General features: G+C 54.4%; 22 protein-coding genes. 15 read left to right on the top strand and 7 right to left on the bottom strand.

Features of this window, described 5'->3' with window-relative positions; translation table 11 throughout:
* Window positions 1-12 precede the first annotated feature (12 nt).
* Both rnr and rlmB read left to right on the top strand, forming a co-directional pair.
* Complete coding sequence (gene rnr / locus MUU51_RS13805) at window positions 13-2466, top strand: ribonuclease R (protein ID WP_258967947.1); 2454 nt, start codon at window positions 13-15, stop codon at window positions 2464-2466.
* A 135-nt stretch (window positions 2467-2601) separates the two neighbouring features.
* Window positions 2602-3333 (top strand): 23S rRNA (guanosine(2251)-2'-O)-methyltransferase RlmB, encoded by a 732-nt coding sequence (gene rlmB, locus MUU51_RS13800; RefSeq protein ID WP_159774978.1) that lies wholly within the window; start codon window positions 2602-2604, stop codon window positions 3331-3333.
* 80 nt (window positions 3334-3413) lie between these two features.
* Here the strand turns inward: rlmB and MUU51_RS13795 are convergent, their stop codons facing one another.
* The gene (locus MUU51_RS13795; RefSeq protein ID WP_258968000.1) at window positions 3414-4691 is read right to left on the bottom strand and encodes an MFS transporter; all 1278 of its coding nucleotides are present in this window, start codon (window positions 4689-4691) and stop codon (window positions 3414-3416) included.
* A 214-nt stretch (window positions 4692-4905) separates the two neighbouring features.
* On the opposite strand from MUU51_RS13795, the gene MUU51_RS13790 reads away from it, so the two are divergent.
* Window positions 4906-6528, top strand: coding sequence for an isovaleryl-CoA dehydrogenase (locus MUU51_RS13790; protein WP_258967946.1), 1623 nt, complete (start codon window positions 4906-4908; stop codon window positions 6526-6528).
* A 34-nt stretch (window positions 6529-6562) separates the two neighbouring features.
* Here the strand turns inward: MUU51_RS13790 and MUU51_RS13785 are convergent, their stop codons facing one another.
* Window positions 6563-6838 (bottom strand): YdgH/BhsA/McbA family protein, encoded by a 276-nt coding sequence (locus MUU51_RS13785; RefSeq protein WP_110510923.1) that lies wholly within the window; start codon window positions 6836-6838, stop codon window positions 6563-6565.
* Between the two features lie 132 nt (window positions 6839-6970).
* Window positions 6971-7282, bottom strand: a complete 312-nt coding sequence (gene bsmA / locus MUU51_RS13780; protein ID WP_235033684.1) for a biofilm peroxide resistance protein BsmA — start codon at window positions 7280-7282, stop codon at window positions 6971-6973.
* A 206-nt stretch (window positions 7283-7488) separates the two neighbouring features.
* Between bsmA and yjfP the strand changes: the two genes are divergently transcribed.
* A complete protein-coding gene (gene yjfP, locus MUU51_RS13775; RefSeq protein WP_159774972.1) occupies window positions 7489-8202 on the top strand; it encodes an esterase in 714 nt (237 codons plus the stop codon).
* On the opposite strand, the gene ulaR is transcribed toward yjfP, so the two are convergent.
* Window positions 8199-8954, bottom strand: coding sequence for an HTH-type transcriptional regulator UlaR (ulaR, locus tag MUU51_RS13770; RefSeq protein WP_258967945.1), 756 nt, complete (start codon window positions 8952-8954; stop codon window positions 8199-8201). The genes yjfP and ulaR overlap by 4 nt on opposite strands.
* 127 nt (window positions 8955-9081) lie before the next feature.
* Complete coding sequence (gene ulaG / locus MUU51_RS13765; protein ID WP_159774968.1) at window positions 9082-10146, bottom strand: L-ascorbate 6-phosphate lactonase; 1065 nt, start codon at window positions 10144-10146, stop codon at window positions 9082-9084.
* Between the two features lie 364 nt (window positions 10147-10510).
* Here ulaG and ulaA point away from each other — a divergent pair, with 364 nt between their 5' ends.
* From ulaA to MUU51_RS13735, 6 genes are read left to right on the top strand one after another with little or no spacing between them, the layout of a single operon-like run.
* The gene (ulaA, locus tag MUU51_RS13760) at window positions 10511-11911 is read left to right on the top strand and encodes a PTS ascorbate transporter subunit IIC (RefSeq protein ID WP_258967944.1); all 1401 of its coding nucleotides are present in this window, start codon (window positions 10511-10513) and stop codon (window positions 11909-11911) included.
* A gap of 13 nt (window positions 11912-11924) precedes the next feature.
* Window positions 11925-12230: a PTS ascorbate transporter subunit IIB gene (gene ulaB / locus MUU51_RS13755; RefSeq protein WP_064540712.1), complete on the top strand. Its 306-nt coding sequence runs from the start codon at window positions 11925-11927 to the stop codon at window positions 12228-12230.
* 9 nt (window positions 12231-12239) lie between these two features.
* The gene (gene ulaC, locus MUU51_RS13750) at window positions 12240-12707 is read left to right on the top strand and encodes a PTS ascorbate transporter subunit IIA (RefSeq protein WP_110510916.1); all 468 of its coding nucleotides are present in this window, start codon (window positions 12240-12242) and stop codon (window positions 12705-12707) included.
* A 12-nt stretch (window positions 12708-12719) separates the two neighbouring features.
* On the top strand, window positions 12720-13376 hold the full coding sequence (locus MUU51_RS13745) for a 3-keto-L-gulonate-6-phosphate decarboxylase UlaD (RefSeq protein ID WP_258967943.1): 657 nt from the start codon (window positions 12720-12722) through the stop codon (window positions 13374-13376).
* A 9-nt stretch (window positions 13377-13385) separates the two neighbouring features.
* The gene (locus MUU51_RS13740; protein WP_159774962.1) at window positions 13386-14240 is read left to right on the top strand and encodes an L-ribulose-5-phosphate 3-epimerase; all 855 of its coding nucleotides are present in this window, start codon (window positions 13386-13388) and stop codon (window positions 14238-14240) included.
* The gene (locus MUU51_RS13735) at window positions 14240-14941 is read left to right on the top strand and encodes an L-ribulose-5-phosphate 4-epimerase (protein ID WP_258967942.1); all 702 of its coding nucleotides are present in this window, start codon (window positions 14240-14242) and stop codon (window positions 14939-14941) included. The genes MUU51_RS13740 and MUU51_RS13735 overlap by 1 nt, the downstream gene beginning before the upstream one ends.
* Before the next feature lie 88 nt (window positions 14942-15029).
* On the opposite strand, the gene yjfY is transcribed toward MUU51_RS13735, so the two are convergent.
* Window positions 15030-15281, bottom strand: coding sequence for a DUF1471 family protein YjfY (gene yjfY, locus MUU51_RS13730; RefSeq protein WP_374684500.1), 252 nt, complete (start codon window positions 15279-15281; stop codon window positions 15030-15032).
* 363 nt (window positions 15282-15644) lie between these two features.
* Between yjfY and rpsF the strand changes: the two genes are divergently transcribed.
* The 5 genes from rpsF (at window position 15645) to MUU51_RS13705 (ending at window position 18159) form a co-directional block, all read left to right on the top strand.
* Window positions 15645-16040, top strand: coding sequence for a 30S ribosomal protein S6 (gene rpsF, locus MUU51_RS13725; protein WP_110510911.1), 396 nt, complete (start codon window positions 15645-15647; stop codon window positions 16038-16040).
* A 6-nt stretch (window positions 16041-16046) separates the two neighbouring features.
* A complete protein-coding gene (priB, locus tag MUU51_RS13720; RefSeq protein ID WP_159759461.1) occupies window positions 16047-16361 on the top strand; it encodes a primosomal replication protein N in 315 nt (104 codons plus the stop codon).
* 4 nt (window positions 16362-16365) lie between these two features.
* A complete protein-coding gene (gene rpsR / locus MUU51_RS13715) occupies window positions 16366-16593 on the top strand; it encodes a 30S ribosomal protein S18 (protein WP_002210155.1) in 228 nt (75 codons plus the stop codon).
* 41 nt (window positions 16594-16634) lie between these two features.
* The gene (rplI, locus tag MUU51_RS13710) at window positions 16635-17084 is read left to right on the top strand and encodes a 50S ribosomal protein L9 (protein WP_110510910.1); all 450 of its coding nucleotides are present in this window, start codon (window positions 16635-16637) and stop codon (window positions 17082-17084) included.
* A gap of 145 nt (window positions 17085-17229) precedes the next feature.
* Entirely contained in the window at window positions 17230-18159 is a 930-nt protein-coding gene (locus tag MUU51_RS13705; protein ID WP_258967941.1) for a DMT family transporter, read from the top strand.
* 38 nt (window positions 18160-18197) lie between these two features.
* On the opposite strand, the gene MUU51_RS13700 is transcribed toward MUU51_RS13705, so the two are convergent.
* Window positions 18198-18893 (bottom strand): LysM-like peptidoglycan-binding domain-containing protein, encoded by a 696-nt coding sequence (locus MUU51_RS13700; protein ID WP_159774956.1) that lies wholly within the window; start codon window positions 18891-18893, stop codon window positions 18198-18200.
* Window positions 18894-19002 lie beyond the last annotated feature (109 nt).

The raw sequence follows: 19002 nt of genomic DNA, 5'->3' as shown, positions 1-19002 counted from the left end.
GGAGGAACCGCTATGTCACACGATCCTTTCCAGGAACGCGAAGCTGAAAAATACGCGAACCCTATCCCTAGCCGGGAATTCATCCTCGATTTCATTACTAAACGCGAAAAACCGGTCAGCCGAGACGAACTGGCAACAGAGCTGAAAATCGAAGGTGAAGAACAGCAGGAAGCCCTGCGTCGACGCCTGCGCGCCATGGAGCGCGACGGGCAACTCGTTTTCACTCGCCGTCAGTGCTACGCGCTGCCGGAACGCCTTGATCTGCTGAAAGGTAAAGTCATCGGTCACCGTGATGGTTTTGGCTTCCTGCGCGTCGAAGGGCGTAAAGACGATCTCTATCTTTCATCTGAACAGATGAAAATGTGTATGCACGGCGATCAGGTCCTGGCGCAGCCGCTGGGGGCCGATCGTAAAGGCCGTCGTGAAGCGCGCATCGTTCGCGTGCTTGAGCCAAGAACCGGGCAAATCGTTGGTCGCTACTTTACCGATGCAGGCATCGGCTTTGTGGTGCCGGACGACAGCCGTCTGAGCTTTGATATCCTCATCCCGCCTGAAGAACTGATGGGCGCGCGGATGGGCTTTGTGGTGGTGGTTGAGCTGACTCAGCGCCCGACCCGCCGCACGAAAGCCATCGGTAAAATTGTCGAAGTGCTGGGCGATAACATGGGCACCAGCATGGCCGTGGACATGGCGCTGCGTACCCATGAAATTCCGTACGTCTGGCCGCCAGAAGTTGAAAAACAGATTGCGAACCTGAAAGAACAGGTACCGGAAGAAGCGAAAATAGGCCGTGTAGATTTGCGTGATCTGCCGCTGATGACCATTGATGGTGAAGATGCCCGTGACTTCGATGACGCCGTGTTCTGTGAGAAGAAACGCGGTGGCGGCTGGCGCCTGTGGGTGGCGATTGCTGACGTAAGCTATTACGTGCGTCCGCCAACTGCGCTGGACACCGAAGCCCGCAACCGCGGCACCTCGGTGTACTTCCCGTCGCAGGTTGTCCCGATGCTGCCGGAAGTACTGTCCAACGGTCTGTGCTCCCTGAACCCGCAGGTTGACCGACTGTGCATGGTCTGTGAAATGACCATTTCAGCAAAAGGGCGCCTGACGAGTTATACATTCTACGAAGCGGTAATGAGCTCCCATGCGCGCCTGACCTATAACAAGGTCTGGCACATTTTGCAGGGCGATCAGGAGCTACGTGAGCAGTACTCCCCGCTGGTGAAGCATATCGAAGAACTGCACAACCTCTACAAAGTGCTGGATGTCTCCCGTGCTGAACGTGGCGGGATCTCGTTTGAAAGCGAAGAAGCGAAGTTTATCTTCAACGCCGAGCGCCGCATTGAGCGCATTGAACAAACTCAGCGTAACGATGCCCATAAACTGATCGAAGAGTGCATGATCCTCGCGAATATTTCGGCGGCGCGTTTCGTCGAGAAAGAATCAGAGCCTGCGCTGTTCCGTATTCACGATAAGCCAACCGAAGAGGCGATCACCTCTTTCCGCACCGTTCTGGCAGAGCTGGGCCTGGAGCTGCCGGGTGGCAATAAGCCTGAGCCGCGCGATTATGCCGAGCTGCTGACTTCCATCGCAGATCGCCCGGATCACGAGATGCTGCAAACGATGCTGCTGCGCTCGATGAAACAGGCGGTATATGACCCGGAAAACCGCGGTCACTTCGGTCTGGCGCTGCAATCTTACGCGCACTTCACCTCGCCGATTCGTCGTTATCCTGATCTTTCGCTGCACCGTGCCATTAAATATCTGCTGGCGAAAGATGAGGGGCATCAAGGCAATTCTACCGACACCGGCGGCTGGCACTACAGCATGGAAGAGATGCTGCAACTGGGCCAGCACTGTTCGATGACTGAACGCCGTGCCGATGAAGCGACCCGTGAAGTCTCCGACTGGCTGAAGTGTGACTTCATGCAGGATCAGGTCGGCAACGTGTTCCCTGGCGTTATCGCCAGCGTGACAGGCTTCGGCTTCTTCGTACGTCTAAGCGACTTGTTCATCGACGGCCTGGTGCACGTGTCTTCCCTCGACAACGATTACTACCGTTTCGACCAGGTTGGCCAGCGTCTGATTGGCGAATCCGGCGGCCAGACTTACCGTCTGGGCGACCGCGTGGAAGTTCGCGTGGAAGCGGTCAACATGGACGAGCGCAAAATTGACTTCTCGCTGATCTCCAGCGAACGTGGTCCGCGTAACGTCGGTAAAACCGAGCGTGAAAAAGCGAAGAAACCGGGCGGCGCGAAGCCTGGAAACCGTCGCCGCCAGGCGGGTAAAAAGGTGAACTTCGAGCCGGATAGCGCATTCCGCGGCGATAAAGGCCAGGCGAAACCGAAGCCAAAAGCGAAGAAAGACGCGGCGGGTAAGAAAGCCAAAAAACCGTCTGAAAAAACGCTTAAAATCGCCACCGCGACCAAAGCTAAACGCGCGTCGAAAAAGAAAGTCGCCGAGTAATTTTTACCCTCACGCTGTCCTTCTCCTTAAAAGGGCGAGGAGAATGCCCGGAGCAATCTGGGTTTTCTCTCTTGCCACTTTGGGGAGCGGGCCGGGGTGAGGGGATCAACGATTAACCATTTACGAGTACCATTCATGAGTGAAATGATTTACGGCATCCACGCGGTGCAGGCCCTTCTCGAGCGTGCACCCGAGCGTTTTCAGGAAGTCTTTATCCTGAAAGGCCGCGAAGATAAACGCCTTCTGCCGCTTATCCATGCGCTGGAAGCCCAGGGTGTGGTGATTCAGGTCGCGAACCGCCAGTATCTTGACGAGAAGAGCGAAGGTGCTGTGCATCAGGGGATCATCGCGCGCGTAAAAGAGGGTCGACAGTATCAGGAAAACGATCTGCCGGATCTGCTGAGCCAGTTCGAGAACCCATTCCTGCTGATCCTCGATGGCGTGACCGATCCGCACAACCTCGGTGCTTGTCTGCGTAGCGCAGACGCTGCGGGTGTGCACGCGGTGATTGTTCCGCGCGATCGTTCTGCACAGCTCAATGCGACGGCGAAGAAAGTGGCCTGTGGTGCTGCAGAAAATGTGCCGTTGATCCGTGTGACCAACCTGGCACGTACTATGCGTCTGTTGCAAGAAGAGAACATCTGGATTGTGGGTACCGCTGGTGAAGCCGACCACACGCTGTATCAGAGCAAGCTGGCTGGCCGTATGGCGCTGGTGATGGGGGCGGAAGGTGAAGGCATGCGTCGCCTGACTCGTGAGCACTGCGATGAGCTGATCAGCATTCCGATGGCGGGCAGTGTGTCTTCACTGAATGTGTCTGTCGCCACCGGTATTTGCCTGTTTGAAGCCGTGCGCCAGAGAAGTTGATATTGAATGCCTGGCGGCACTACGTTTACCCGGCCTCCAATCCGTAGGCCTGGCAAGCGTAGTTCCGCCGGGCAGTTTGTTTACTCATCCAGTGACCGCAGATGGTCATCCTTTCTCAGCGTCATCAATGCCACAATACTCACCACTGCCGTAGCCATCACGTAATACGCCGGAATATCGAGATTACCCGTCTGCTTAATCAGCCCGGTAATAATCAGCCCAGCGCAGCCAGAGAAAATGGCATTGGAAAGTGAATACGCCAGCCCAAGTCCGGTATAACGCACTTTGGTTGGGAACATCTCAGACAGCATGGCAGGCCCAGGCCCGGCCAACATCCCTACCAGACCACCCGCAATAAACACGACCAGTCCTTTGACCAGTAGCGTGCTGGATTCCGCCTGCAAAATTTTCAGCAACGGCAGGGCGAGAACCAGCAGTAATACCGCGGCGAGCACCATCAGCATGCGGCGCCCAATTTTATCGCTAAGCATGCCCGACGGAAGAATGGTCACCGCAAAACCAATATTAGAAATCACCGCAATCAGCAGCGCCTGGTTAAACCCGGTATGCAGCGCAGATTGTAGGTAGGAAGGCATGATTACCAGATAGGTGTAACCCGCAGCAGACCACACCATCAGACGGCCAATGCCGATAACAATCGCTTTAAAGGTACCAGAGGTGCTGGCTTTGACTGGAACCGCATCCGTTTTCTGCTGACGGACGAAACTTGGCGTTTCTTCCATATTCATCCGCAGCCAAAGCGCCACACCGCCCATCGGCAGCGCTAAAAAGAACGGCACGCGCCAGCCCCAGTCGAGCATTGCTTCAGGGCTGAGGATGGCAGACATCAGTGCCACGATACCCGCGCCCGCTAGCAAACCCAGCGCAACGGTGAAGGATTGCCACGCGCCGTACAGCCCGCGTTTACCTTTTGGCGCAAACTCGGTCATCAACGACACGGCCCCACCGTATTCTCCGCCTGCGAAAAGGCCCTGCAAAATGCGCAGCACGGTTAAGAGTAACGGCGCGGTGACGCCGATTGTGGCGTACACCGGCACGAGGCCAATCGCGGTGGTTGCCAGCGTCATCATTACCAGCACCAGAATCAACGTCGGTTTACGCCCGATGCGGTCGCCCAGTCGGCCGAAAACGACGGCGCCCAGCGGGCGGAAGAAAAAGGCTACGGCGAATGCCGCATAGGTGAGGATAAGCCCGGTAATCGGCGCCTCTCCTTCGAGCTGAAAGAAGTTTTTGGCAATTACCGTCGCCAGAAAGCCGTAAACGGCAAACTCATACCATTCGATGAAATTGCCAATTGAACCGGCGATCAACGCACGTTTGTGCGCCCCTGCTGCCACTGATCCTGTTTGCATAGCCTGTCCTGAGGTTGCACATCGTATTAACCATTGAATAAATTATTCCATACAAAACAGATAAGAAAATTTAAAATTCTTGTGGCTGTGATGAGTCTCACGAAGCCGGGCATGATTCTTTTTTGTCACCCTTTTTATAGGCAGACCCTCAGAGTGCTGACCATACTTACGGCTGATGCTCATGAAGGAAGGAGGCGCTATGTCCTGGCAAACGCATACCGTGTTCAACCAGCCAATGCCGCTCAATAACAGCAACTTGTTCCTTTCCGACACCGCGCTGCACGAGGCGGTGATGCGAGAAGGCGCAGGCTGGGATCTCGATTTGCTGGCCAGCATCGGGCAACAGTTAGGGGCCGCAGAATCGCTGGAACTCGGGCGACTCGCCAACGTGAATTCGCCGGAACTGCTGCGATACGACGCCACGGGTGAACGGCTGGATGATGTGCGCTTTCATCCGGCCTGGCACCTGCTGATGCAGGGCCTGTGTGCCAACCGGGTGCATAATCTGGCCTGGGAAGAGGACGCGAGGTCTGGCTCGTTTGTTGCCCGCGCAGCGCGTTTTTTGCTGCATGCGCAGGTCGAGGCCGGCACGCTTTGCCCGGTGACAATGACCTTTGCCGCCACGCCGTTGTTACAGCAATTCCTGCCTAAGCCCTTTGCCGACTGGGCCACACCCTTACTGAGCGATCGCTACGATTCCCATTTGCTGCCCGGCGGCCAAAAGCGCGGGCTGCTGATTGGCATGGGGATGACCGAAAAGCAGGGTGGTTCTGATGTGCTGAGTAATTCCACCCGGGCCGAGAAAATCGACGGTGTAATGTACCGACTGGTGGGGCATAAATGGTTCTTCTCCGTGCCGCAAAGCGATGCGCATCTGATTCTGGCGCAAGCCAGCGGCGGATTGTCGTGCTTTTTCGTCCCGCGCTTCTTGCCTGATGGACAACGTAATGCGGTGCGGCTCGAGCGCCTGAAAGATAAGCTCGGCAACCGCTCCAACGCCAGCAGCGAAGTAGAGTTTACCGATGCAACCGGCTGGCTGCTGGGCGAAGAAGGCGAAGGGATCCGCCTGATCCTCAAAATGGGCGGCCTGACCCGCTTCGATTGCGCGCTGGGCAGCCACGGCCTGATGCGCCGGGCGCTGTCAGTGGCGCTTTATCACGCGCATCAACGCCAGGCGTTTGGCAAAACGCTTGTCGAGCAGCCGTTAATGCGCCAGGTATTGAGCCGGATGACGTTGCAACTGGAAGGGCAAACCGCCTTTCTGTTTCGTCTGGCACGGGCGTGGGATAACCGGACTTCCACCGAGAGCGCGCTATGGGCCAGACTCTTTACGCCGACGGCGAAATTCGCCATCTGCAAGGCGGGCATTCCGTTTGTCGCTGAGGCGATGGAGGTGCTCGGCGGGGTAGGCTACTGCGAAGACAGCGAGCTGCCTCGTCTGTACCGTGAAATGCCGGTTAACAGCATCTGGGAAGGCTCGGGGAATATCATGTGCCTCGATGTGCTGCGGGTGCTGGCGAAACAGCCGGGCGTACTGGAACTGCTCAGCGCCGAATGCAATGAAGTCAAAGGCCAGGACCGGCATTTTGACCGCGCCTGGCGTCAGCTTCAGCAGCGGCTGCGTAAACCGCTGGAAGCGCAGGGGCGTGAAATCACGCAGCAGCTCTATCTGCTGGGTTGCGGGGCACAAATGCTGCAAACGGCGTCACCACCGATGGCGCAGGCGTGGTGTCGGATGATGCTGGATTCGCGCGGCGGAATGCTGCTGGATGAGCGTTTACAGAGTGATTTACTGCTGCGGGCGACAGGCGGGATGGGGTAAAGCAGGGGCAGGCGCTCAGCGTCTGCCCATCATCTCAGGCGTACAGAATGGCCTGTACGCGCCAGTTGTCTGGGTTCTGTTCTTCATACATCTGGATAATACGGTACCACGACGCCCCTTGCTCATCGGCTTTGAGGGCGATCACGCGTTCGACGTCCTGAAGGCTGCCAGAAATATTATTGACGGAAATTTGACCGATTTCATTCAGTCCAGTCACACAATCGGCGCTGGCAAACTCTGCAGATTGCGCCGTGGTGTTCGAAAATCCTAATGTGTAGGCAAAGGCGTGTTTCATCGTCGTCAGCTCCATTTCACGTAACCCGAGGTTAGCCTTGGGCAATCCATCGCAGACATACATCCTTAGGGGATGGCATGACGTCATTGTGCATCGGGAAACGTGAACGGCTGAAAAGCAATGTAAAGCTGGCTAAATTATGCCCGCTTATGGTTTGCGATATAATATGGCCTGTGAATACCATTGTCCTGGAACCATAGTGTCATCAATCATGATGATCACGTAGTAATCTGCTTTGGCAGCGGTCACTTTCGCCTTGATGGCTGATTCCACATCCATCGGTGAACCGTATACCATGGCACTGACCGTACCCATCTTTTGCAGACCTTCCGTCTGATTCCGTTGGATTTCCTGCGGGTGACTGGTGAGTGGCGGCGGGGCTTCAGGGGTTCCCTGAAGTACGCTACATCCACACAGCAAAAGCACCAGCAGCATTGGCGCAAAACGTCGCATAGCCATATCCCGTTTCCTGATAATCATTAGTGTAGTGATTAATAAATTGCGTTTAGGGGGAATGTTCCCGAACTGTTATCTCTGGCGCGATTTTCGAATGAAATAATCGTAAAACCGTAATCCACCTCTCAACATTAGCAGCCGTGAGGAAAGGATAAACTTGCGCGGGAAATCTCAGCGTGTCATACCAGCATAAAAGAAGAGGAAGATAAATGATTGAACTTGAAATGCGTAAGCTGGCGGGCAGCGAAGTTTTACACGCTTTTCCGCACGGCAAAGCAGATTCGGCATTGCCGTGTATCGTTTTTTATCATGGGTTTACCTCGTCAAAACAGGTCTACAGCTATTTTGCCGTAACGCTGGCACTGGCCGGCTTTCGGGTGATCATGCCCGATGCGCTCGATCATGGCTCGCGTTTTAGCGGTGATGGCGCGAGGCGAATGCAGCGCTTCTGGCCCATTCTGCTCAACAGCTGTCACGAATTTGCCGTGCTGAAAGAGGCTATCGTGGAAAAAGGATGGCTGGAAGAAGACCGACTGGCGGTGGCGGGCGCATCGATGGGCGGCATGACGGCGCTGGGGATAATGACGCATCATCCGGAAGTAAAATGCGTCGCCAGTCTGATGGGGTCAGGCTACCTTACATCACTTTCTCGCTCGCTGTTCCCTTCACTGGAAATGCCAGCGGAATTGACCGAATGGGACGTTGGGCATCAGCTGGAAAAACTCGCTGCCAGGCCTCTGCTGCTGTGGCACGGCGAAGATGATGACGTCGTCCCTGCCGCTGAGACGTTCCGTCTACAGCAGGCGATGCAACGGCAGGGACTGGACCACAAGCTCACCTGCCACTGGCAAGCAGGCGTTCGTCACCGCATCACGCCGGAAGCGCTGGACGTGACGGTGGCGTTCTTTAAGCAGTTCCTCTAAACGCGCAGAACCTGGACGCCCTGAGCTTCAAGCTGTTTGAGGATTTCAGGGTTAGCGTCTTTGCCGGTGATTAAAATATCGATATCTTCCGCACGGCTGAACAGCATGCCCGCGCGCTCACCGACTTTGGTGCTGTCGACCAGCACTACCAGTTTCCCGACGCCGTTCAGCATTTTTTGTTCTGCCATCGCGGTCAGCATATCGGTTTTATATAACCCGTCGGCGGTGAGGCCCTTGCCGCTGGTGAACATCCAGTGCCCGGCATAAAGCGAGTTTTCACTTCCCTGCGGGCTCAGCGTGATGGACTGACTCTTATCGTACTGGCCACCCATGATGATCACACTGTCGTGCTCCTGGTCGATCAGGAAATTCGCCAGCGGCAGATAGTTGGTGATGATTTGTACTGGCTTGCCGCACATTTCCCGGCCAAGTAGAAATGCGGTTGAACCACAATTGATCACCACGCTTTCCCCTGGATTCACCAGCTGCGACGCGGCGCGGGCGATACGCACCTTTTCATCATGATTCAGCGCTTCGTGGATGTTCATCGGCGTCCAGCGTGGGCGCTGTTGGCTGATGGCTTCGGCGCCGTTCCGTACTTTTTTCAGCCTGCCGCTTTCATCCAGTTTATTGATGTCCCGACGAGCGGTGGCAGGGGAAATCCCCAGTTTTTCAATCACCTGTTCGACAGTGACAAAACCCGTCTGCGCCAGCAGTTCGAGTAAGATTTGGTGCCGTTGTGCTTCGGTCATGAGCTATTCCGCAGATCCTTGATTTTTAATGATGATATTTGAAATAGCCTGAAATTACTAAGTAAACGTCGGATTAAAAGGCCAGCGCAGCGGTCATCCCCCGGATCGGTGCCGCGCCAGCGCGGTCTTACAGGAAGGATTTAAACGGCAGATCCGGTTCCGTGGTGAAGCAATCATCGAAGCCACGCGGGTAGTGGTATTCCAGATTGTCTTTATCCTGCGGCCAGGTGAATTTGCCGCCAACCTGCCAGATAAACGGTTTGAAGCCATATTTCAGGCGGTCTTTCTTCATTTCCCACAGCACGCGGATTTCCTGCGGGTCGGCCTGGAAATTGGACCAGATGTCGTGATGGAACGGGATGACCACTTTGGTGTTCAGCGCTTCCGCCATGCGCAGCATATCGGCGCTGGTCATTTTGTCGGTTATGCCACGTGGGTTTTCACCGTACGACCCGAGCGCAACGTCGATCTGGTGCTCATTGCCGTGTTTGGCGTAGTAGTTGGAATAGTGAGAGTCGCCGCTGTGATAGAGATTACCGCCCGGTGTTTTGAACAGGTAGTTGACTGCGCGTTCGTCCATGCCATCCGGCAGAATGCCTGCCGCTTTTTGTTCAGCAGGTAAGGTTATCAACGCTGTGCGGTCAAAAGCATCGAGGGCGTGGATTTCAATGTCTTTCACTTTTACCACGTCGCCCGGTTTTACCACGATGCAGCGTTCACGCGGCACGCCCCAGCCAATCCACAGATCGACACAGGTTTGCGGCCCGATGAACGGGATATCGTCGGGGCAGTTTTGCATCACGGCGGCAGCGACGTTCACGTCGATATGATCGTTGTGATCATGCGTCGAAAGCACTGCGTCAATTTCTCTGATCGCAAAAGGATCCAACACAAACGGCGTGGTACGCAGGTTAGGCTGGAGCTTCTTCACACCCGCCATTCGCTGCATCTGGTGGCCCTGTTTCATCAGCGGGTTGCCGTGACTTTGCTTGCCGGTACCGCACCAGAAGTCGATGCAAAGGTTGGTGCCACCCTGAGATTTCAACCAGATGCCGGTGCAGCCCAGCCACCACATGGCGAAGGTTCCCGAGGCCACCTGCTCTTGCTCAATTTCCTCATTCAGCCAGCTTCCCCACTCCGGAAAAGTATTCAGGATCCAGGATTCGCGGGTAATGCTCTTCACTTTGCTCATGGTTATCGTCCTTATCAGTTGTCAAAATAAATCACATTGTGATTATTATTGATTGATAGTGACACCACTTTTGCATCAGCGCAACTCTGCTTTTTGCCAATCATCGCTAACGCCATAGACCGGTTTGTGAGCCGGATATGTATCACTTATGGTTTAAATGTGTTTTTTATTATTGAGTTACGTTGATTTGTTTGGTGTCGAAAACGATGTGATGAAAGCCATGTAACAACCAGGGATATATTTTGCGATCGGACTCTCAATAAATCAAATTCAATCTTGTGGTGATTACTTGTGATTACTAAAGTGAGCGACACAACACCGGGCGGTGTCAATTCGCCCGATGATTCCAACCATGGAGATCATTATGGCGTTCCTCTACACCGCCTTTACCGTGTTCTTTAATCAGGTCATGACTAACGCCCCGTTGCTGCTGGGGATAGTGACGTGTCTGGGCTACATCCTGCTGCGTAAGAGCGTGAGCGTAATCATTAAAGGCACCATCAAAACCATTATCGGTTTCATGCTGCTGCAGGCAGGGTCGGGGATTTTGACCGGCACGTTCAAGCCGGTGGTGGCGAAAATGTCGGAAGTGTATGGCATTAATGGCGCTATTTCAGACACCTACGCGTCGATGATGGCGACTATCGAGCGTATGGGAGATGCCTATAGCTGGGTGGGATACGCGGTACTTATAGCGCTGGCGCTGAATATTATTTATGTCCTGCTTCGGCGCATCACCGGTATCCGTACCATCATGCTGACCGGGCACATCATGTTTCAGCAGGCAGGGCTGATTGCCGTGTTCTTCTACATACTCGGTTACCCGATGTGGACCACCATTATTTGTACTGCTGTACTGGTGTCACTCTACTGGGGCATCACTTCCAACATGATGTACAAGCCGACGCAAGAGGTCACCGACAACTGCGGTTTCTCTATCGGCCACCAACAGCAGTTTGCCTCCTGGATTGCCTACAAAATTGCGCCGTACCTCGGTAAGAAAGAGGAGAGCGTTGAAGATCTGAAGCTGCCTGGCTGGCTGAATATTTTCCACGACAATATCGTGTCTACGGCAATTGTTATGACCGTATTCTTCGGTGCCATCTTGCTTTCCTTCGGCATCGATGTGGTGCAGGCGATGGCGGGCAAAGTGCACTGGACTGTCTACATCCTGCAAACCGGTTTCCAGTTTGCGGTGGCAATATTCATCATCGTGCAGGGCGTGCGCATGTTTGTGGCTGAACTGTCCGAAGCCTTCAACGGAATATCGCAGCGCCTGATCCCTGGCGCCGTGCTGGCCATCGACTGCGCTGCAATCTACAGCTTCGCGCCGAACGCTGTGGTCTGGGGCTTCATCTGGGGCACTGTTGGCCAGCTGATTGCCGTTGGCATCCTCATCGGCTGCGGATCGTCGATCATGATTATTCCAGGTTTCATCCCAATGTTCTTCTCTAACGCCACCATTGGCGTCTTTGCTAACCACTTTGGCGGCTGGCGCGCTGCGCTCAAAATTTGTCTGGTGATGGGCATGATTGAGATTTTCGGCTGCGTCTGGGCTATCAAACTCACTGGCATGAGCGCATGGATGGGCATGGCGGACTGGTCGATTCTGGCTCCGCCGATGATGCAGGGCTTCGTCTCTATTGGCATCGTCTTTATGGCGGTCATTATCTTGATTTCGCTGGCTTATATGGTCTTCGCTGGCCGCACATTGCGTGCCGAAGAAGACGCAGAAAAACAACTGGCAGAGTCTTCTGCCCACTAAAAGGATCTGGATTATGACGGTACGAATTCTGGCGGTATGCGGTAACGGGCAGGGCAGTTCCATGATTATGAAGATGAAAGTGGATCAGTTCCTGACGCAGCAGGGGGTCGATCACTCAGTGAACAGCTGTGCGGTGGGCGAATACAAAAGTGAGCTGAGCGGGGCTGACGTCATTATTGCTTCAACGCACATCGCCGGTGAAATCACGGTAACGGGCAACAAACATGTGGTCGGCGTGCGCAACATGCTGTCAGCGGCGGATTTTGGACCAAAGCTGATGGAAGTGATTACCGCGCATTTTCCTCAGGATCTGAAATAAGGACGCGGTATGAAACTACGTGATTCGCTGGCCGATAACCGCTCGATTCTGCTTCAGGCTCAGGCTAACACCTGGCAGGAGGCGGTAAAGCTGGGCGTCGATTTACTGGTCAAGGCCGACGTTGTCGAGCCGCGATATTACCAGGCCATTTTGGATGGCGTGGCGCAGCACGGCCCGTATTTTGTCATCGCACCAGGCCTCGCCATGCCGCATGGTCGTCCGGAAGAGGGCGTGAAGAAAACGGGTTTTGCCCTGGTCACGCTGCGGGAGCCGCTGGTGTTTAACCATGAAGATAACGACCCGGTGGATATCCTCATCACCATGGCGGCGGTGGATGCCAACACCCATCAGGAAGTGGGCATCATGCAAATCGTTAATCTGTTTGAAGACGAAGCCAACTTCGACCGTTTACGCGCCTGCCGTACCGAGCAGGACGTGCTGGACCTCATTGATAGCGCCACTGCGGCGTGTGCTTAACAAGGAAATACTATGAGCTCTTCATTACCGATGTTGCAGGTTGCGCTGGATAACCAGAGCATGGCCGATGCGTATGCCACTACGCGATTGATCGCCGAAGAAGTCGATATCATTGAGGTCGGCACCATCCTTTGCGTGGCCGAAGGCGTTCGTGCTGTGCGTGATTTGAAAGCGCTGTATCCGCACAAGATTGTGCTCGCGGATGCCAAGATTGCCGACGCCGGAAAAATCCTCTCGCGGATGTGTTTTGAAGCCAATGCCGACTGGATAACGGTGATTTGCTGCGCGGATATCAACACCACCAAAGGTGCGCTGGACGTAGCAAAAGAATTTAACGGCGACGTACAGATAGAACTGACGGGATTCTGGACATGGGAACAGGCACAGGAGTGGCATCAGGCGGGTATTCAGCAGGTGGTTTATCACCGTAGCCGTGATGCACAGGCGGCGGGAGTGGCGTGGAGTGACGCGGATATTACCGCCATCAAACGCCTTGCAGATATGGGTTTTAAGGTTACTGTGACCGGTGGTCTGGCCCTGGACGATTTACCGCTGTTTAAAGGTATTCCCATCCATGTATTTATCGCCGGGCGTAGCATCCGTGATGCAAAAGATCCTGTCGAGGCCGCGCGTCAGTTTAAGCGGTCTATCGCCCAGCTGTGGGGCTAAGGAGCGGCTATGTTGTCGAAACAGGTTCCACTCGGTATCTATGAGAAAGCGCTCCCCGCCGGGGAGTGCTGGCTGGAGCGTCTGGGCCTCGCCAAAACGCTGGGTTTTGATTTCGTCGAAATGTCGATTGATGAGACCGATGCGCGCCTTTCGCGACTTGACTGGAGCCGTGAGCAAAAGCTCGCGTTAATTAACGCCGTCGCCGAAACCGGCGTGCGGGTGCCGTCGATGTGCCTGAGCGCTCATCGTCGTTTTCCGCTCGGCAGTGAGGACGATGCGGTGCGCCAGCAGGGCCTGACGATCATGCGCCAGGCGATTCAGTTCGCGCAGGATGTCGGTATTCGGGTGATTCAACTGGCAGGTTATGACGTCTATTACCAGCAGGCGAATAATGAAACGCGTCGCCGCTTTCGCGAAGGGCTGAAAGAATGCGTTGAAATGGCGAGTCGGGCGCAGGTGACGCTGGCAATGGAAATCATGGATTACCCGCTGATGAACTCCATCAGCAAAGCATTGGGGTACGCCCATTATCTCAATAACCCGTGGTTCCAGATTTACCCAGATATTGGCAACTTGTCGGCATGGGAAAACGATGTGCAAATGGAGCTACAGGCGGGCATAGGGCATATCGTGGCGGTTCACGTCAAAGATACACAACCGGGCGTCTTCAAAAATGTGCCGTTTGGCGCGGGTGTCGTGGAATTTGAACAATGCTTCAGTACCTTAAAACAGAGCGGCTATCACGGGCCATATCTGATTGAAATGTGGAGCGAAACGGCGGAGGACCCTCTGGCTGAAGTGATTAAAGCCCGCGACTGGGTGCTCACGCGCATGGCAAATGCTGGATTGGTGGAGGTCGCGTGATGGAACAGCTTAAGCAGCAGGTTTTCGCCGCTAACATGGCTTTACCGCAGTTTGGTCTGGTGACATTTACCTGGGGAAACGTCAGCGCCATTGATCGCAAACACGGATGGGTAGCCATTAAGCCGAGCGGCGTGGCATATGAAGCCATGACTGCCGATGACATCGTCGTTGTCGACTTCCAGGGCAATGTGCTGACAGGCCGCTATCGTCCCTCCTCTGATACTGCCACACATCTGGCGCTGTACCGTCAGTATCCCGACATCGGCGGCGTGGTGCATACACACTCAACGCATGCTACTGCGTGGGCGCAGGCAGGCTTTTCTATCCCGGCATTGGGCACAACGCATGCGGATTACTTCTTTGGCGATATTCCCTGCACTCGCCCGTTAAGTGAGCCGGAAGTGCAGGGGGATTACGAGCTCAACACCGGCAAGGTGATTATCGAAACACTCGGTGAAGCCCCACCTTTGCATACGCCTGGCGTAGTCGTCTGGCAGCATGGCCCTTTTGCGTGGGGCAAAGATGCAGAAGAAGCGGTCCATAATGCGGTAGTCATGGAAGAAGTCGCGAAAATGGCGTGGCTGGCGCAGGGGATTAATCCACAGCTCAAGCCTATCGATGGCTGGTTGATGGAGAAACATTTCAATCGCAAGCATGGGCCGAACGCCTACTATGGGCAAAAAGAGACTGGCCAGAAGTAAGTTTTCAGTACCTGCCGTACAAAAAAAGCCCCCGAAAAGCGGGGGCAGCATTGAGTCAGGGCAAATACGCTCTGTGGTTTTCCTGGTGCTAGCGGTAAACGTCAGCACTGGCGTGAATAAGGCCATTGCTGCCGGGTTCATGGATAAGGATTGGGTGATAGTATTTGGCGCCACGGGCGTCACTCTCTTCACTCAAGGCTTGATCTGCTTCACTTTCGGTGGCGATGTTATGATTAATATAAATGACGCCTAAGCTCTGCACATCGTCCATATTTCTGGCCTGTCGGCCGTCTATCTTGATGGCTGCCATCGCGTTTGCACTGAGCAAAACTGCAGCCATTACGGCGATTGCGATGTTTTTCATGATAGTGACTCCATACAGCCTGCGCGTTACGGTGAAGTCTCCTCGTGGCTTCGGTCCTGGTATGATTTAAGTGTAATCCCTCCGGGTTGATTAAATAGTGACCATTTCTGATGCAGTTGTTCAAAAAAATGGCGCATTCGATGTTGGTTGATTTTAAGCCACTGACTTTCTTCCTCTTTGCGCTTCGTGCGAATTATTTGCGCAATCACCTTGAGTTATTCAGGGCCTGCAAGTATGATTACGCGTCAATTTTTCAGCCGCCCTTTAACCACGTTCCTTGCCTCCATGGGCCGCGGCTGACCCAGACAGGAGGCTGAATAATCCGTAAGGAGCAATTCGATGCGTCATTACGAAATCGTTTTTATGGTCCATCCTGACCAGAGCGAACAGGTTCCGGGTATGATCGAGCGTTACACTGGTGCAATCACTGCAGCAGAAGGTACGATCCACCGTCTGGAAGACTGGGGCCGCCGTCAGCTGGCTTACCCGATCAACAAACTGCACAAAGCTCACTACGTTCTGCTGAACGTTGAAGCGCCGCAGGAAGTTATCGATGAGCTGGAAACAAACTTCCGCTTCAACGATGCCGTTATCCGCAGCATGGTTATGCGTACTAAACACGCTGAGACTGAAGCATCTCCGATGGTAAAAGCGAAAGACGAGCGCCGTGAGCGTCGCGATGATTTCGCAAATGAAACCACAGATGATGCTGAAGCTGGGGATTCTGAAGAGTAATCGCTGATGGCCAACCGTCTGGCGTTGTCCGGCACAGTGTGCAGGGCGCCACTTAGAAAGGTTAGCCCCTCAGGAATTCCTCACTGCCAGTTCGTGCTTGAGCACCGATCTATGCAGGAGGAAGCCGGTTTTCACCGGCAGGCATGGTGTCAAATGCCCGTTATTATTAGCGGACACGAGAACCAGGCCATTACTCACAGTATAACGGTCGGCACGCAAATCACCGTTCAGGGCTTTATCAGTTGCCACAAGGCACGAAATGGTCTGAGCAAAATGGTGTTGCATGCCGAGCAGATTGAATTGATAGATTCTGGAGACTAGCCAAATGGCACGTTATTTCCGTCGTCGCAAGTTCTGCCGTTTCACCGCGGAAGGCGTTGTAGAGATTGATTACAAAGACATCGCTACGCTGAAAAACTACATTACCGAAAGCGGTAAAATTGTCCCGAGCCGTATCACCGGTACTCGTGCAAAATACCAGCGTCAGCTCGCTCGTTGCATCAAGCGCGCTCGCTACCTGTCCCTGCTGCCGTACACTGATCGTCATCAGTAATCGGCCACAGTCCATTAACACGACTTTGAGAGGATAAGGTAATGCAAGTTATTCTGCTTGATAAAGTAGCAAACCTGGGCAGCCTGGGTGATCAGGTAAACGTTAAAGCGGGCTACGCTCGTAACTTCCTGGTTCCACAGGGTAAAGCTGTTCCAGCTACCAAGAAAAACGTTGAATTCTTCGAAGCACGCCGTGCTGAACTGGAAGCCAAACTGGCTGACGTTCAGTCTGCTGCTGAAGCTCGCGCTGAGAAAATCAACGCACTGGGCACCGTTACCATCGCGTCTAAAGCAGGCGACGAAGGTAAACTGTTCGGTTCTATCGGTACTCGCGACATCGCTGATGCAGTTACTGCTGCTGGCGTGGCTGTTGCTAAGAGCGAAGTTCGCATGCCGAACGGCGTTCTGCGTACCACTGGTGAGCACGAAGTGGACTTCCAGGTTCACAGCGAAGTGTTCGCTAAACTGGTAGTAAACGTAGTTTCAGCGTAATTTGATTACTCTGTAACAACGATGAAACGCCGGCCTTGTGCCGGCGTTTTGCTTTTCTGCATTTGCTCAATTCTCGCCACTGTAGATATTCCCTACACATTTCCGGATAATGAATTAAAACGCTATTTTAATTCAGGTGTTGTTAATGGAAATGGTTACACCCGCTCCACTCTTTACCCGTAAAAACGTGGTCTACGCCGGGGCAACGCTATGCTGTTTGTTGTGGGGGAGCTCTTACCCCGCTATCAAAAATGGCTATGAAATCTTTCAGATAGCCACCGACGACATCCCTTCAAAAATCATCTTTGCAGGCTACCGTTTCCTCTTCGCAGGTTTGCTACTGCTGCTGTTCGCGCTGGCGCAGCGTAAACCCATTGCCCGACTGAACGCCCGGCAGTTCGGCCAGCTTACGATCCTGGGTCTGACCCAAACCTCGATTCAGTACGCCATTTTCTATATCGGCCTGTCGTTCACCACGGGGGTGAAAGGCTCAATCATGAACGCCACGGGCACGTTCTTTAGCGTACTATTGGCGCACTTTATCTATCAGAACGACAAACTGAGCTATAACAAAACCCTGGGCTGTATCCTCGGGTTTGCCGGAGTGATGTTGGTGAACTTCAGCCATTCACTGACCGATTTCAGCTTCGTCTGGCGCGGTGACGGTTTTGTGGTTCTGGCTGCATTCATTCTTTCCGCGGCAACGCTGTACGGGAAGCGCATTTCGCAGACTGTCGACCCGACGGTGATGACCGGCTGGCAGTTGGCTATCGGCGGGTTGGCGCTGGTGGTGGGCGGATATCTGTCCGGTGGCACGCTGACGTTTCACGGCGTTGAATCCGTGGCGGTGCTGGGCTATCTGACCTTGCTCTCATCGGTGGCGTTTGCGCTGTGGAGCACGCTGCTGAAGTACAACCGTGTCAGCATGATTGCGCCGTTCAATTTCGTTATTCCGGTGGCGGGCACGGTGCTGTCAGGCATTTTCCTCGGCGAGAACATTATGGAATGGAAATACGCGCTGGCGCTGGTGTTGGTGTGTACGGGGATCCGGTGGGTGAACAAGCAGAAAGGGTGAAACTGGCCCGGTAAGCGCTGCGTTACCGGGCAAAAGCGTTAGCGAACGCGGATATAGCTGCCGTCAGATTGACGGGTAAACAGCACCTGCTGTCCGCCGCCGCTATCGATGGCGAGCCCTGTCACCACGCCGTTAGCATTCTGGCGAACCTGAACCATTTGCCCGGCCTGCAGTGAACTTAACGGCTTTCCGGCGCCTTCCACTTTTGACATCGCGTAGACATCGGTCGGCGGCAGATTATGGTCGCGGAACAGCTGTGCCAGGGTTTTGCCTGACTCTACGCGATAGCTGCGCCATTGCTGCTCGATGCCTGGAGCGGACTGCGATTGCGTCTGCACAGGTGCGGTTTGCGCCTGAGGCTCAGATTGTGGCTGTGATTGCACCGTCTGCGGCTGCTCGTCAGGCTGTTCTTCCTGAACCACTTCCGGCGCAGCAGGCGCAGCCTGGCCTGGATCGTTTACCGGTGGCGCGGAAACCAGCGGTGGCAGCGGCTGCTGTAGATTCCCCTGTTGCGGCTGAGACTGCGACTGGATGTCGAGCTGCGCATTCCGGCTCACCGGCTGTTGGACAGGCGCATTATCATCAGAGGGAAGCAGAAAGCCGATGATGACCAGCAGAAAACCCGCAATAATACCGCGACGGTGCAGCGGTGGCAGCGGGTCCATCAGTGTGAAATTATCCGGTGCATGCCAGATTTTTAACAACGTAGGTTGTAGTGCGAATCGCCCGGGCATGGGTCACCTCCTGCTCCGCGTTTCCCTGTTTTGTCCCTCAGTATATACATAATTCTGCCGAGACAAAGTTTTACCCGATGCGGCCTGGCTGTTATGCTGCCCGCTGATT

It is taken from the genome of Scandinavium manionii, from assembly GCF_024764775.1.
Classification (GTDB): Bacteria; Pseudomonadota; Gammaproteobacteria; order Enterobacterales; family Enterobacteriaceae; genus Scandinavium; species Scandinavium manionii.
This window is presented reverse-complemented; position numbering and strand designations above follow the sequence as displayed.

Coding starts and splice junctions, on each gene's coding strand:
- rnr (WP_258967947.1), top strand. CDS start 13: ATGTCACACGATCCTTTCCAGGAACGCGAAGCTGAAAAATACGCGAAC.
- rlmB (WP_159774978.1), top strand. CDS start 2,602: ATGAGTGAAATGATTTACGGCATCCACGCGGTGCAGGCCCTTCTCGAG.
- MUU51_RS13790 (WP_258967946.1), top strand. CDS start 4,906: ATGTCCTGGCAAACGCATACCGTGTTCAACCAGCCAATGCCGCTCAAT.
- MUU51_RS13785 (WP_110510923.1), bottom strand. CDS start 6,838: ATGGAGCTGACGACGATGAAACACGCCTTTGCCTACACATTAGGATTT.
- bsmA (WP_235033684.1), bottom strand. CDS start 7,282: ATGGCTATGCGACGTTTTGCGCCAATGCTGCTGGTGCTTTTGCTGTGT.
- yjfP (WP_159774972.1), top strand. CDS start 7,489: ATGATTGAACTTGAAATGCGTAAGCTGGCGGGCAGCGAAGTTTTACAC.
- ulaR (WP_258967945.1), bottom strand. CDS start 8,954: ATGACCGAAGCACAACGGCACCAAATCTTACTCGAACTGCTGGCGCAG.
- ulaG (WP_159774968.1), bottom strand. CDS start 10,146: ATGAGCAAAGTGAAGAGCATTACCCGCGAATCCTGGATCCTGAATACT.
- ulaA (WP_258967944.1), top strand. CDS start 10,511: ATGGCGTTCCTCTACACCGCCTTTACCGTGTTCTTTAATCAGGTCATG.
- ulaB (WP_064540712.1), top strand. CDS start 11,925: ATGACGGTACGAATTCTGGCGGTATGCGGTAACGGGCAGGGCAGTTCC.
- ulaC (WP_110510916.1), top strand. CDS start 12,240: ATGAAACTACGTGATTCGCTGGCCGATAACCGCTCGATTCTGCTTCAG.
- MUU51_RS13745 (WP_258967943.1), top strand. CDS start 12,720: ATGAGCTCTTCATTACCGATGTTGCAGGTTGCGCTGGATAACCAGAGC.
- MUU51_RS13740 (WP_159774962.1), top strand. CDS start 13,386: ATGTTGTCGAAACAGGTTCCACTCGGTATCTATGAGAAAGCGCTCCCC.
- MUU51_RS13735 (WP_258967942.1), top strand. CDS start 14,240: ATGGAACAGCTTAAGCAGCAGGTTTTCGCCGCTAACATGGCTTTACCG.
- yjfY (WP_374684500.1), bottom strand. CDS start 15,281: ATGGCTGCAGTTTTGCTCAGTGCAAACGCGATGGCAGCCATCAAGATA.
- rpsF (WP_110510911.1), top strand. CDS start 15,645: ATGCGTCATTACGAAATCGTTTTTATGGTCCATCCTGACCAGAGCGAA.
- priB (WP_159759461.1), top strand. CDS start 16,047: ATGGCCAACCGTCTGGCGTTGTCCGGCACAGTGTGCAGGGCGCCACTT.
- rpsR (WP_002210155.1), top strand. CDS start 16,366: ATGGCACGTTATTTCCGTCGTCGCAAGTTCTGCCGTTTCACCGCGGAA.
- rplI (WP_110510910.1), top strand. CDS start 16,635: ATGCAAGTTATTCTGCTTGATAAAGTAGCAAACCTGGGCAGCCTGGGT.
- MUU51_RS13705 (WP_258967941.1), top strand. CDS start 17,230: ATGGAAATGGTTACACCCGCTCCACTCTTTACCCGTAAAAACGTGGTC.
- MUU51_RS13700 (WP_159774956.1), bottom strand. CDS start 18,893: ATGCCCGGGCGATTCGCACTACAACCTACGTTGTTAAAAATCTGGCAT.